The sequence below is a fragment of the Micromonospora sp. C95 genome, from assembly GCF_018070465.1.
Lineage (GTDB): Bacteria > Actinomycetota > Actinomycetes > Mycobacteriales > Micromonosporaceae > Micromonospora.
On sequence record NZ_JAGPXT010000025.1, the window covers coordinates 46,026 to 58,682 of the forward strand.

General features: G+C 72.7%; 11 protein-coding genes. 7 read left to right on the forward strand and 4 right to left on the reverse strand.

From position 1 onward, the window contains the following. Positions 1 to 7: 7 nt before the first annotated feature. Positions 8 to 1,702 carry a histidine kinase gene (locus KBX00_RS23300; RefSeq protein WP_210830193.1) on the reverse strand — a complete coding sequence of 565 codons (1,695 nt, stop codon included), beginning with the start codon at positions 1,700 to 1,702 and terminating at the stop codon, positions 8 to 10. Between the two features lie 14 nt (positions 1,703 to 1,716). Then, entirely contained in the window at positions 1,717 to 3,516 is a 1,800-nt protein-coding gene (locus KBX00_RS23305; RefSeq protein WP_210830218.1) for a long-chain fatty acid--CoA ligase, read from the reverse strand. A gap of 145 nt (positions 3,517 to 3,661) precedes the next feature. On the opposite strand from KBX00_RS23305, the gene KBX00_RS23310 reads away from it, so the two are divergent. The 6 genes from KBX00_RS23310 (at position 3,662) to KBX00_RS23335 (ending at position 8,924) form a co-directional block, all read left to right on the forward strand. Beyond that, positions 3,662 to 4,117, forward strand: a complete 456-nt coding sequence (locus KBX00_RS23310; protein WP_210830194.1) for an SRPBCC family protein — start codon at positions 3,662 to 3,664, stop codon at positions 4,115 to 4,117. Between the two features lie 40 nt (positions 4,118 to 4,157). Next, positions 4,158 to 4,862 (forward strand): hypothetical protein, encoded by a 705-nt coding sequence (locus KBX00_RS23315; RefSeq protein WP_301548459.1) that lies wholly within the window; start codon positions 4,158 to 4,160, stop codon positions 4,860 to 4,862. 66 nt (positions 4,863 to 4,928) lie between these two features. Continuing rightward, on the forward strand, positions 4,929 to 5,876 hold the full coding sequence (locus tag KBX00_RS23320; protein ID WP_210830219.1) for an ROK family glucokinase: 948 nt from the start codon (positions 4,929 to 4,931) through the stop codon (positions 5,874 to 5,876). A 29-nt stretch (positions 5,877 to 5,905) separates the two neighbouring features. Then, positions 5,906 to 6,610, forward strand: a complete 705-nt coding sequence (locus KBX00_RS23325; RefSeq protein WP_210830195.1) for an endonuclease/exonuclease/phosphatase family protein — start codon at positions 5,906 to 5,908, stop codon at positions 6,608 to 6,610. A 92-nt stretch (positions 6,611 to 6,702) separates the two neighbouring features. Then, positions 6,703 to 8,109: an NAD(P)/FAD-dependent oxidoreductase gene (locus KBX00_RS23330; RefSeq protein WP_210830196.1), complete on the forward strand. Its 1,407-nt coding sequence runs from the start codon at positions 6,703 to 6,705 to the stop codon at positions 8,107 to 8,109. A gap of 11 nt (positions 8,110 to 8,120) precedes the next feature. Then, a complete protein-coding gene (locus tag KBX00_RS23335) occupies positions 8,121 to 8,924 on the forward strand; it encodes an alpha/beta fold hydrolase (RefSeq protein WP_301548476.1) in 804 nt (267 codons plus the stop codon). A 32-nt stretch (positions 8,925 to 8,956) separates the two neighbouring features. On the opposite strand, the gene KBX00_RS23340 is transcribed toward KBX00_RS23335, so the two are convergent. Next, on the reverse strand, positions 8,957 to 10,372 hold the full coding sequence (locus KBX00_RS23340) for a trehalose-6-phosphate synthase (protein ID WP_210830198.1): 1,416 nt from the start codon (positions 10,370 to 10,372) through the stop codon (positions 8,957 to 8,959). A 175-nt stretch (positions 10,373 to 10,547) separates the two neighbouring features. After that, entirely contained in the window at positions 10,548 to 11,393 is an 846-nt protein-coding gene (locus tag KBX00_RS23345; protein ID WP_210830199.1) for a DUF308 domain-containing protein, read from the reverse strand. Between the two features lie 514 nt (positions 11,394 to 11,907). On the opposite strand from KBX00_RS23345, the gene KBX00_RS23350 reads away from it, so the two are divergent. After that, positions 11,908 to 12,618: a 1-acyl-sn-glycerol-3-phosphate acyltransferase gene (locus KBX00_RS23350; RefSeq protein WP_210830220.1), complete on the forward strand. Its 711-nt coding sequence runs from the start codon at positions 11,908 to 11,910 to the stop codon at positions 12,616 to 12,618. The last annotated feature ends 39 nt before the right edge of the window (positions 12,619 to 12,657 follow it).

Genomic DNA, 12,657 nt, shown 5'->3' on the forward strand with positions numbered 1-12,657 from the left:
CCTCGGCTTACTCCCCTTCTGCAGCGGCGGCGCTACCGCGAACGTTATCGCGCCGGGGTGGTGAACCGACCACCACCGCGACGGTCGTCCCGCTCGGCTGTCGCGGCCTGATCTCCAACCGGCCCCGGATACGTTCCGCTCTCTCGGCCATGATCGCAAGACCATAGTGCCCGTCCGAGCGCTGGTCACCTATGCCGTGACCGTCATCCGACACTTCGATCTGCGCGTACGGCGGATCCACCTCGCAGGTGACCCAGAGGTTGGCCGCGCCGGCGTGCTTGCGGGCGTTGGTGACCGCCTCCTGGGCGATGCGCAGCAACTCCGCCTCGGTCGCGGCGGGCAGTCGGGCGGTGGACTCGTCCAGCGACAGGTGCACCCGCAGGCCGCCGGAGGCGCCGACGGTGCGGGCGTACTCGGCGATCGCGGCGGCCAGGCCACCGTGCCGGTCCACCTCGCTGCGCAGCTCGAACAGGCTCAGCCGCAGCTCGGTGATCACCCGGGTCACCTCCTGGCGCAGCAGGCGCAGCGACTCGGCGGTCTCCTCGGCGTCGTCGTGCACGGTGGCCAGGGCGTTGTCGATGCCGTAGCCGACCATCACCAGTTCCTGGGCCACCCCGTCGTGGATCTCCCGGGCCAGCCGCTGCCGCTCCTCGTTGGTGGCCAGTGAGCGCACCTCGTCGAAGAGCAGGGCGGCCTCCAGGCGCAGCGCGGCCGGGCCGGTCAGCCCGGTCACCTGGGCCACCACCGGTGGCGGGTACGCGTGCGCCGTGTCGGTCTCCAGCACCACCAGACCCACCGTGCGCAGCCCGGCCACCAGGGGAACGATCAGCGCCGAGACCTCGCCACCACGGTGCGAGCGGGACTGTGAGCGGGCCGAGGTCTGCGACTGCTGGCTGGCCCAGGCGTCGGCGATGGCCGAGTCGGCGTCGATTGTGGTCTCCCAGTCGACCCGGTCCGCGCCGAGCTGGGCGAGTACCACCAGTCGGCCACCACCGCTGGCGGAGAGCACCGCACCCCGGTCGGTCCGGGCCACCGTGCGCAGTTCCTCCAGCAGGTGCTCGGAGATGCCGCCCGGGTCCAGCGTGGCGCCGGGTAGTTGACGGGCCACCGTACGCAGCTGGGTCAGCAGCCGGGTCGCCTCCGCGTACGGCTGGGGTTTGTTGTCGTGGCGGGCCTGCATCACCCGGTGCAGGGTGCCGGCGGCGTAGAGACCGAGGGCGGCCAGGATCAGCCACTGCGCGCAGACGGCGAGATAGCCGGGCTGGCTGAGCTGGCGAACCCCGCCCACCTCGGTGACCGCGCCGGCGAGCAGCAGACTGCCGGCGGTCACCCCGATCAGCGCCGCGCCCTCACGGAACCGGCGGCGCAGCGCGGTGACGGTCACCGGCACCGCGAGGTAGGGCAGCACCGCGGAGGCACCCAGCCCGCCGATGTGTCCGCCGACGGTGGCCACCGCGGCGACCTGGCTGGCCGCCAGACCGAGCACCACCACCTCCGCCACCCGGCTGAGCGGGCCGACGAGGCGGTGCTGGGGGGCCAGCATCGCCGGTAGCCCGGCCAGCGCCAGCAGGACGATCCACCACAGCTGGGTCACGTCACGGGTGGCGAACAGGGTCAGGACGGCGACCAGCGTGAGCACGACGACGCGCGCCGCGGCGGCGAGCGGGTGCGAGCGGGCCAGGGCGGATGTGGAGGCGGGCACGTGACGGATCGTAGTCAGCCGCGGTAGATGTCGGCGATCTCCGCCGCGTACGTCTTGTGCACGACCTGGCGCTTGACCTTCAGCGACGGGGTCAACTCCCCGGTCGCCTCGGTGAAGTCGCGCGGCAGCACCCGGAAGACCTTGATCGCCTCGGCCTTGGAGACCGACTGGTTGGCCCGGTCCACGGCGGCCTGGATCTCCGCGCGCAGCCCCTCGTGCTCGCGCAGTTCCTCGATGCCGGTGTCCGCCGGCAGCCCGGCCGACTCCAGCCAACCCGGCAGGGCCTCCTCGTCGAGGGTGACCAGCGCGGCGATGAACGGCTGCCGGTCGCCCACCACCACGCACTGGCTGACCAGGCGGTGCGACCGGACCTGGTCCTCCAGCACGGCCGGGGCGACGTTCTTGCCACCGGCCGTCACGATGATCTCCTTCTTCCGGCCGGTGATGGTCAGGTAGCCGTCACCGTCGAGCGAGCCCAGGTCGCCGGTGCGGAACCACCTGTCGGCGGTGATCGCCTCGGCGGTGGCCTGGTCGTTGTGCCAGTACCCCTGGAAGACGAGATCGCCGGCGACGAGGACCTCGCCGTCGTCGCCGATGCGGATGGTCACCCCGGGCAACGGCCGGCCGACCGTGCCGATCCGGGTGAATCCGGGCAGGTTGGCCGAGGCGGCGGGAGAGGTCTCGGTCAGGCCGTACCCCTCGCAGACGGTCACGCCGATGCCCCGGAAGAAGTGGCCGAGCCGGGCGCCGAGCGGCGCCCCGCCGGAGATCGCGTCGCGGCACCGCCCGCCGAGCGCGGCCCGCAGCTTGCCGTAGACCAGCCGGTCGAAGAGCGCGTGCTGGGCACGCAGCGCCAGGCCCGGCCCGCCGGGCGTCTCCAGCGCCTCGCTGTACGCGATGGCGACCGCCTCGGCCCGGGCGAAGATCCCGCCCTTGCCGCCGGCCTCGGCCTTCTGCTTGGCGCCGTTGTAGACCTTCTCGAAGACGCGCGGCACCGAGAGCACGAAGGTGGGCTTGACCTCCTGAAGCTCGGCGACCAGGTTCTTGGTGTCCGAGCAGTGCGCCATGGTGGCCCGGGCCTGCACCACACCGATCTGGATGAGCCGGGCGAAGGCGTGCGCGAGCGGCAGGAACAGCAGGGTCGACGCGTTCGGCCCGAACAGGTTCGGCAGCACCGGGACGGCGTTGGCGATGTCGGCGTACATGTTGCGGTGGGTCAGCACGCAGCCCTTGGGGCGGCCGGTGGTGCCGCTGGTGTAGATGATCGTCGCCATGTCCGAGGAGCGCAGGCCGGCGCGGCGGCGCTCGATCTCGGTCGGTTCGACCTCCGCGCCGGCGGCCATCAGGTCGTCCACCCCACCCAGGTCGATCTGCCAGACGTGGGACAGCGCGGGCAACTGGTCACGGACGCCGGCCACCAGGGTGGCGTGCGCGGTGGTCTCCACCACCACGGCCACCGCGCCGGAGTCGCCCAGGATCCAGGCCGCCTGCTCGGCACTGGAGGTCTCGTAGATCGGCACGGTGACCGCACCGGCCGCCCAGATGGCGTAGTCGACGAGCGTCCACTCGTACCGGGTGCGGCTCATCAGCGCCACCCGGTCGCCCGGCTGCACCCCGGCGGCGACCAGCCCGCGGGCGACCGCGGCCACCTCGTCGCGGAACTGCCGGCAGGTCACGTCGGTCCAGGCGCCCGCCGCGTCGCGGCGGAGGAACTGCACCGCGTCGGGCGCGGCCTCGGCGTTGTCCCAGACCGGATCGGTGAGGTTGGCCGAATCGCCGACGGTGACGATCGGCGGGACGGTGAACTCGCGCACCTGCACTCCCTCGTGCTCACGGGACCGGGTCGGGCCGCCACCTGCGCGGGTGGCCTCGTCGAAACCTACCCGCCCGGCCGGCCGGGAGCACACCGCAGGTGGGCGGCGCGGCGCGCGGGCGGTCACCGGACGGTAGCCTCCCAGCATGGCGGACTCCTCCACCCAGTCGATCATCATCGGCGCGTCACCGGACCGGGTGGCCGCGGTCATCTGTGACTTCCCGAGCTACCCGGAGTGGACCGACGCGGTCCGCGAGGCGGAGGTGATCGAGGAGTACGAGGACGGTTACGCCAGCCAGGTCCGTTTCGTTCTCGACGCCACGGTGATGGCCGACGAGTACGTGTTGGCGTACGCCTACGCCGAAGACCTGTCCCGCATCGAGTGGCACCTGGTGGCCCCGTCGAAGATGCAGAAGGCGCAGCAGGGCGCGTACGACCTGGTGGCCAACGCCGACGGGGGCACCACCGTGACCTACACCCTGGAGGTGGAACTCGCGGTCGGGATGCTCGGCATGTTCCGTCGCAAGGCCGAGAAGATGATCATGGATGCGGCGTTGAAGCAGCTCAAGCGCCGGGTAGAAGCATCCGGTGCGGCGCAGTGACGCAGTTGGCGACCCGGTCGCCGCGGTAGAGGAGCCCAGCATGGGTGCGACAGATCCGGGTACGGCCCGGGAAGAGGCGGAGCGGCTGGTCGCCACTCTGCTGGCCACCGTACGGATGGCCGCCGCCAACCCGGCCGCGGTGCCGCTCGGTCCGCTCGGCGGGCTCGTGACCGGTGTCCTCGGTCACAACGAGGCTCCCGGCGTCGCCTCTGGCGGCACCGGGGGCGGTTTCGCCACCGGCGCGGCCGAATGCCGTGTCTGCCCGGTATGTCGGGGCATCGCCGCGTTGCGCGACCCGAGCCCTGAATTCGCCGAACAACTGGCCACCGGTGCCGGAGATCTGGCCGCTGGCCTGGCCAGTTTTCTGCGCGCCTTCGGCCCGGCCGGTTCGACCGCCGAACCAGGGGCCGGGACCGCCGCCGAGGCCACCGCCACCGCCTCCGCCGATCCTCACGGTGACGACGTGTGGCGCGAGGCCACCCGGACCGGGCATGATTCTCAGCCGGCACCGGAGCGGGACGTCTGGTCCGCCGCGACCCGGGCGGAGGACGTCGCCGTCCCGACCGCCGGGCCCGTCGACGCCGCCGGGCCGGTCGCACCGGCCGGACGCCGGACGCCGACCGAGCGTCGCGTGGTGCCCGCCTCCCGGGTACCCGAGGGCGAACCCGCACCGGGTGACGAGCCCGCATCGGACGGCCGTACCGTGCCCGGCGGACGGCACGACGCACCAGGCGACGGGGCCTGACCACGACGACCCGCACCACCGGCGAAGGCAGGTGTGCGGGTGGCACAGCAGAGGGGAGTGGCAGCGGTGACGCTGACCATCGGAGTCGACGTCGGTGGCACCAAGGTCGCCGGCGGTGTCGTCGACGACACCGGCACGGTCCTCGTGCAGGCCCGACGGGACACCCCCGCCGACGACGTCGGAAAGACCCGCGACGTCATCATCGAGCTGGTCGCCGAACTGGCCGCCGGCCACGACATCCAGGCGGTCGGCATCGGCGCGGCCGGTTGGATCGACGCCAGCCGTTCCACCGTGCTCTTCGCCCCCAACCTGGCCTGGCGTGACGAGCCGTTGCGGGCGTACGTGAGCGCGGCGGTCGGGCTGCCGGTCATCGTGGAGAACGACGGCAACGTCGCCGCCTGGGCGGAGTTCCGCTACGGCGCCGCCCGCCACGCCGACGACTCGATGGTCATGTTCACCATCGGCACCGGCGTCGGCGGCGGCATCGTGCTCGGCGGCGAGTTGGTCCGCGGTGCCCACGGCATCGCGGCCGAACTGGGCCACATGCTCACCGTTCCCGACGGTCACCAGTGCGGTTGCGGCCGACTCGGCTGCATCGAGCAGTACGCCAGCGGCAGCGCCCTGGTCCGGTTCGCCCGGGCCGCCGCCCGCCAGGAGCCGCACCGGGCCGCCGCCCTGCTGGAGCTGGCCGACGGCGAGGCCGAGGCGATCACCGGCCCGATGGTGACCGCCGCCGCCAAGGGGGGCGATCCCGTCTCGGCCGAGGCGTTCGCGCAGGTCGGGCGCTGGCTCGGCACCAGCCTGGCGGACATGGCACAGATCCTCGACCCGCAGATCCTGGTCGTCGGTGGTGGCGTCATCGACGCCGGTGACCTGTTGATGGGCCCCACCCGTCGCTCGTTCACCGAGGCACTGGCGCAGCGCAGCCGGCTGCCGGTGGCCGAGATCCGCCCGGCCGAGCTCGGCAACTCCGCCGGCGTCATCGGCGCCGCCGACCTGGCCCGGCGGATCTAGCGGTGCCGGTGTCCTCGACACCGCCGCCGGTGACGGAGCCCGGCGTGCCGCTGCGCGTGCTGTCGTACAACGTCCACGGCCAGCGCGACGACACCGCCGCGCTGGCCGCCGTGGTGCGCGCGGCGGCACCGGACGTGGTAATCGTCCAGGAGGGACCGCGCCGGTTCCGGTGGCGGGAGAAGTCGGCCGCGCTGGCCGAGTCGTTCGGCCTGGTGGTCGCCGCCGGTGGGCTGCCGTCACTGGGCAACCTGCTGCTGACCAGCCTCCGGGTACGGGTGACCGGCGCCCGCTGCCGGCGCTTCCCGCTCACCCCCGGCCGGCACCTGCGCGGCGCCGCGTACGCCGACTGTCGGGTGGGCACCTCGGCCCGGTTCACGGTGGCCGGCTCACACCTGTCCACCGATCCGGCGGAGCGTCCCGGCCAGGCCGAGCTGTTCAAGCGGGACCTGACCGCCGCACCTCACCCGGTGATCGCCGCCGCCGATCTGAACGAGGAGCCGGACGGGCCGGCGTGGCGCACCGTCGCCGATGGGCTGACCGACGCGGCGGTGGCGGCCGACCGGACCGACCGGCTCACCTACTCGTGCGCCGATCCCCGCCGGCGCATCGACGCGCTGTTCGTCGACGCACGGATCACCGTGGTCGACTACGACGTGCTGGACACCCCACTGGCCCGGCGGGCCAGCGACCACTTCCCGGTCCTGGTCGACCTGCTGCTGCCCGCCAGCGCCTGAGACCGGCGGCCCGCCGGGCTGGACAACCCGCTCCGTTGTGGAGAGGATTTCGCGCGACCCGGCACTCGTGCCGAGACGAAGGAGATCCCCCGGTGCCCACCTCCCCCGAGCCCGGCCGCCCAGACCCGGAGACGACCACGCTCGCCCGCGGCCCCGACGGCCGCCCGGTCTCCGACCGGGGCGACACCGTCTGCGTCATCGGCGCCGGTGCCAGCGGCCTGACCGCCGTGAAGAACCTCGCCGAGCACGGTTTCGGGGTCGACTGCTACGAACGCGAGACCGGCGTCGCCGGTGCCTGGAACTGGCGGCACGACCGCAGCCCGGTCTACGCCAGCACCCACCTGATCTCGTCGCGGCCGTTCACCCAGTTCCCCGACTTCCCGATGCCCGACCACTGGCCGGACTACCCGCACCACAGCCAGTTGCTGTCGTACTTCGAGCGCTACGCCGACCACTTCGACCTGCGCCGGCACATCTGGTTCGGCACCGAGGTGGTGCGCGTCGAGCCGGTCGGCGACGACCGGTGGGACGTCACCACCCGCAGCACCGGCGGCTACGGCCCCGAGCGCACCTCCCGGTACGCCGCGGTGGTGATCGCCAACGGGCACAACTGGTCGCCGAAGCTGCCCCGCTACGAAGGGCTGGAGCAGTTCCGTGGCGAGGTCATGCACGCCTCGTCGTACAAGGACTCGGCGCAGCTGCGCGGCAAGCGGGTGCTGGTGGTGGGGGCCGGCAACACCGGCTGCGACATCGCCGTGGAGGCCGCCCAGCAGGCGTCCCGGTGTTGGCACTCCACCCGTCGCGGCTACTGGTACGCCCCGAAGTACGTCTTCGGTCGCCCCGCCGACCAGGTGAACGACCTGCTGCTGGCGCTGCGGGTGCCGCTGCGGGTCCGGCAGTGGCTCTACCACCGGACGCTGCGACTGACCGTCGGTGACCTGACCCGCTTCGGCCTGCCGAAGCCGGACCACCGGGTCTACGAGACCCACCCGATCGCCAACAGCCTGCTCGTCTACCACGTGGGCCACGGCACCATCACCCCGGTACCGGACATCGCGCGCTTCCACCCGCACTCGGTGGAGCTGACCGACGGCCGGCAGATCGACCCGGAACTTGTCGTCTTCGCCACCGGCTACCTGCCCCGCTTCGAGTTCCTCGACGGCAAGATCCTCGGCGACGACGAGGGGGTCGGCCGGCCCCGGCTGTGGCTCAACGCCCTCGTACCGGACCATCCCACGCTCGCGGTGACCGGGCTGGTCCAACCGGACTCCGGCATCTTCCCGCTGGCCCACTGGCAGGCCGTGCTCTTCGCCCGGTTGCTGGCCACGCGCGCCAGCCGTCCGGAGCGGGCCGCCGCCTTCGCCGCCCAGGTACGCGCCGGGGCCGGTGAACGTTACTCGGGGCAGGTGAAGGACTCCACCCGGCACTGGTTCGAGGTCGGGCACGCCGACTACCTGCGCGCGCTGGAGCGCGCCCTACGTGAGCTGGAGAGCAAGTGACCGAGCGGGTGATGCGCAGCTGGGAGTGGGCGCGGCCGGTGCGCCCGGTCCGGCGTGAGGTGCTCAGCGCCGTTCCGGAACTGGAGGAGGGGCGGCCACCACTGCTGCTCGTGCCGGGCTTCGGCCATGGTGCCTGGGCGTACGCGGAGAACTGGCTCGGACATGTCGCCGCCCGTGGCTTCAGCGCCTACGCGATGAGTCTGCGCGGGCACGGCGGCAGCGCCCCGGCACCGGAGGCCACGCTGCGGGCGTACGCCCACGACGTGGTTCAGGTGGCGGCGGGTCTGCCGCGCCGGGCGGTGCTGGTGGGGCACGGCGCCGGGGCCCTGGTGGTCGCGCACGCCATGGCCCGCTACCCGGCGCAGGCGGCCGTGCTGGTGGCGCCGGTGTTCGGCGGTTGGGCGACGTTCGGCACGGCGTTGCGCCGCAACCCGTTCGGCACCCTGCCGGCGGTCTTCGGCGCCGGGTTGCGGCTCAACCGCAGGCAGCTGTTCAGTGGTGAGCTGCCCGAGGCCGACGCCCGCCGGCACGCCGGGCGGCTGGGGCGGGCGGCCCGGCGGGCCCAGTGGCAGCTGTTGACCGGCACCGATCCGGAGCCGGCGGTGGGCGATCCGCCGGTGCTGGTGCTGGGTAGCCCGGACGACCGGGTGGTGCCGGCGGCGGCGCTGAACCGCGCCGCGCGGCGGTACGCCTCGGCTCCGCTGCTCTTTCCCGGCATGGGGCACGACCTGATGCTCGACGCCCGGTGGCGGGAGCCCATCGACGCGATCCTCGACTGGCTCATCAAGAACCCGGGCCGCGACGACCTCGGCTGAGGCGTCGCGGGCGGGGCCCGGCGGGCCCGCTCTCAGTTTCCGCCGAGGAGGGCGAGCATCGACCCGCTCTGATCCAACGTGGACAGGTAGGAGCGGGCCCAGGCTCGGATGTCGTGCTCGTGCAGGTACGCGCGCATGGACCGCATCCGTTCCCGGACGTCGGCGGGGTTGGCCCGCACCGCCGCGAGCAGGCCCTGCTTGAGCCCCTCCAGGTCGTGCGGATTGACCAGGTACGCCTGGGGCAGCTCGGCGGCGGCCCCGGCGAACTCGCTGAGCAGCAGCGCGCCGGTGTCGTCGACCCGGGCGGCCACGTACTCCTTGGCGACCAGGTTCATGCCGTCACGCAGCGGGGTCACCGCCATCACGTCGGCGACCCGGTAGAGCGCGGCCAGTTCGGCGCGGTCGAACGGCTGGGTGAGGTAGTGGATGGCGGGCTCACCGACCCGGCCGAACTCCCCGTTGATCCGCCCGACCTCCCGCTCCACCCGGTCCCGCAGGATCTGATACTGGCTGACCCGTTCCCGGCTGGGCACCGCCACCTGCACCAGCACCGTGTCGCGGACCTTGACGTGCCCGCCGGCCAGCAACTCGCTGTACGCCTTGAGCCGCTGCTCGATGCCCTTGGTGTAGTCCATCCGGTCGACGCTGAGGATCACCTGGTCGGGACTGCCCAGATCGTGGCGCAGCCGGCGCGCCCGGTCGGCCACGTCCGGGCGGTCGGCCAGCGCGGCCATCTCGACGGTGTCGATCGACACCGGGAACGCGCCGATGCGCACCACCCGGTCCTCGATGCCGATCCGTCGGTCGGTGGCCGGCAACCCCAGCACCTTCGTGACCAGCTGGGCGAAGTTGTGCGCCGCCTGGGCGCGCTGGAAGCCGACCAGGTCGGCGCCGAGCATCCCGCGCAGCAACTCGGCCCGGCGGGGCAGTTGCATGAACAGCTCCGGCGGCGGGAAGGGCACGTGCAGGAAGAAGCCGATGCGCAGGTCGGGCCGCAGCGTGCGGAGCAGCCCCGGCACCAGTTGCAGGTGGTAGTCCTGCACCCAGACGACCGCGCCGGGCTCGGCGACCTGCGCGGTCGCCTCGGCGAACCGCTTGTTGACCCGCAGGTAGGCGTCCCACCAGCGCCGATGGTGCTGCGGCTGCTCCACCGCGTCGTGATAGATCGGCCAGAGGGTCGCGTTGGCGAAACCCTCGTAGTGGTCGCGCAGGTCTTCGCCGCTGAGCGGCACGGAGTGCATCCGTACCCCGTCGATGTCGGGCAGCTCGGGCGCGGGGCCGGTCCCGCCGGCCCAGCCGACCCAGGTCGCGGGGGTGTGGCGCAACAGCGGGTGCAGCGCGCTGACCAGCCCACCGGGGCTGCGTCGCCACTCGCAGGCACCGTCGGGTGCCACGCTGTCGTCGATGGGTAGGCGGTTGGCCACCACCACGAGGGAACTCTGTCGCATCTCGGGCATTCCGATCAGCAGGGGAGTGACCGCCACGAGGGAGGAACAACCGGGCAGTCGGCGGGTGACGTGACGTACTGCGGTATTCCTACTGACAGTAAGTTACACCACTGTTACGCGCGTCGGCACGGGCGGTCGCCGTCCCGGTATCCGGACGGCTACCCTGCGCGCCGGCTCAGACGACGGCACCGTCGTCCGGGTCGCGGTCGTCGGCGTCGCCGGGCCGCAGCCGCCACACCAGCGTGACGAAGCCGGCGAGAATGCCGGTGAAGCCGAGCAGCGTGACGATGCCCTGGTCGGCGGGGAGCAGCTCGGGGAAGAGGAAGAGCACGAAGCCGAGCAGCACGGCGAGGATGCCGGCCAGCGCGAACTTCGACACCCGGGGCAGCGGAGGTGGCGGCGGCGGTACGTAGCGCTCGGCGTCGTCCGGCTCGTCGGGCAGCTCCGCGCCGAAGGTGTCCAGACCGTCCAGCAGCGACGGGCCCTCACCGTCGCGGGGCCCCCGCCCCACCGAGACACCGGAGATGTCGGCGGCGTACGGCAGCCGGCGTAGGTCGGTGGCGGTCGGGCCGGGCTCCTCGGTGCCCGGCCGGGTGGCGGTGGCCGTGCCGCCCCGCCCAGCCGGGTCGTCCACGTTCTCGGCGGCGGGCCACGGGTGGTCGCCGGTGTCCGGCGGGGTGTGGAAGCCAGCGACGATCCGTTCCCACTCGGCGTCGATGTCCGGTTCGCCGCCGACCCGGGCGTTGCCGGTCTCGTCGGCGAGCTGGCTGAGGTAGTCGCGGGCGGTGCTCAGGTGCGAGCGGTCCACGTAGAGCCGGTCCACCGGTCGGGGCGGCACGGTGGTGGTGCGGGTGACCGGGTTCAGGTCGGCCGACGGTTGCAGGTAGGCGGCGATCCCGCCGGCGGCCAGCACGTCGAGCAGGTGCTCCCCGACGCGCGGGTCGACATCACCGGCGATGGCGTACTCGCTCGCGTCGAGACCGTTGTCCCGCCGTCCCCGGCGGGCTCCACCCGCTGACACCGACCATCCTCCTCATCGCGCCACCGGCGCGCCCCGCACGCCCCGTGCCCTGAATCGTGACACGTCGAGGGCGGGTTCGGGGAGTGCCTTGTGGCGCGGCGTACGGCCACCGGGCCCGGCCGATGGCCACAGCCGTCACTGTCGCACCGCTTGTCTGCCAGGCGGCGACCCTCGGTGACGGCGACCCAGCGTGAGCGGATCCGCCTGGGCCCCATCTACCCACCGCCGCCTTTGCTCTGCTTCAACCGACGCACAGCCGCTTGACCAGGTCGGATGGCGCCAGCGGAAGCGAGGCACCGGCTGACATCCGACACGGAAGGTGCCTGTTGCGTGGGTTGAAGCAGAGCAAAGCGCGGAGACGGGGGTACGGAGGGGGAGCGGCCAACACCGAACGTGACGGGCGATTTCGGGCCGAGCGTCCGTTGCCGGGGCCGGCCGGCGGTTCGTAGGCTCGGTCCACGATCACCCGGTCCGGCGCGGTCCGCGGTGAGCAACACCTGGGGAGAGGATGCCGGTGCTCTACTGGCTGCTGAAGTACGTGCTGCTCGGCCCGCTGTTGCGGCTCATCTTCCGGCCGCGGGTGGAAGGGCTGCACCACGTACCGGCGACCGGTCCGGTCATCCTGGCCAGCAACCATCTCTCCTTCTCCGACTCGATCTTCACCCCGCTGATCGTGCCTCGGAAGGTCACCTTCGTGGCCAAGGCGGAGTACTTCACCGGTAAGGGGATCAAGGGCTGGTTGACCAAGATGTTCTTCACCGGAACCGGCACCATCCCGGTGGACCGCTCCGGTGGCCGGGCCGCCCGTGCCGCATTGGACACCCAGCTGACGGTGCTGCGCTCCGGTGGCGTCGCCGGCATCTACCCGGAGGGCACCCGTTCGCCCGACGGTCGGCTCTACCGGGGCAAGACCGGGGTGGCCCGGCTGGCGCTGGAGAGCGGTGCGTCGGTGGTGCCGGTGGCGATGCTCAACCTGGACGAGATCCAGCCGCCGGGCCAGCTCATCCCGAACCTGGCCCGGGTCCGGATCCGCTTCGGACCGCCGCTGGACTTCTCCCGATACGCCGGGCTGGCCGGTGACCGGTTCGTCGAGCGGGCGGTCACCGACGAGATCATGTACGAGTTGATGGAGCTCTCCGGCCGGGAGTACGTCGACGTCTACGCCCAGCAGCTCAAGACCCAGCCCACCCCGACGAGCGCGCCGGCCACTCCGGTAGCGGCCTGAGCGACCCAGCCGGGACGGCCGGCCGCCGGAGCGCGTCAG

Bases quoted from the DNA above. Each gene is read 5' to 3' on its own strand.
- KBX00_RS23315 (WP_301548459.1), top strand. From the start codon at position 4,158: ATGGGTGCGACAGATCCGGGTACGGCCCGGGAAGAGGCGGAGCGGCTG.
- KBX00_RS23335 (WP_301548476.1), top strand. From the start codon at position 8,121: ATGCGCAGCTGGGAGTGGGCGCGGCCGGTGCGCCCGGTCCGGCGTGAG.
- KBX00_RS23340 (WP_210830198.1), bottom strand. From the start codon at position 10,372: ATGCGACAGAGTTCCCTCGTGGTGGTGGCCAACCGCCTACCCATCGAC.
- KBX00_RS23310 (WP_210830194.1), top strand. From the start codon at position 3,662: ATGGCGGACTCCTCCACCCAGTCGATCATCATCGGCGCGTCACCGGAC.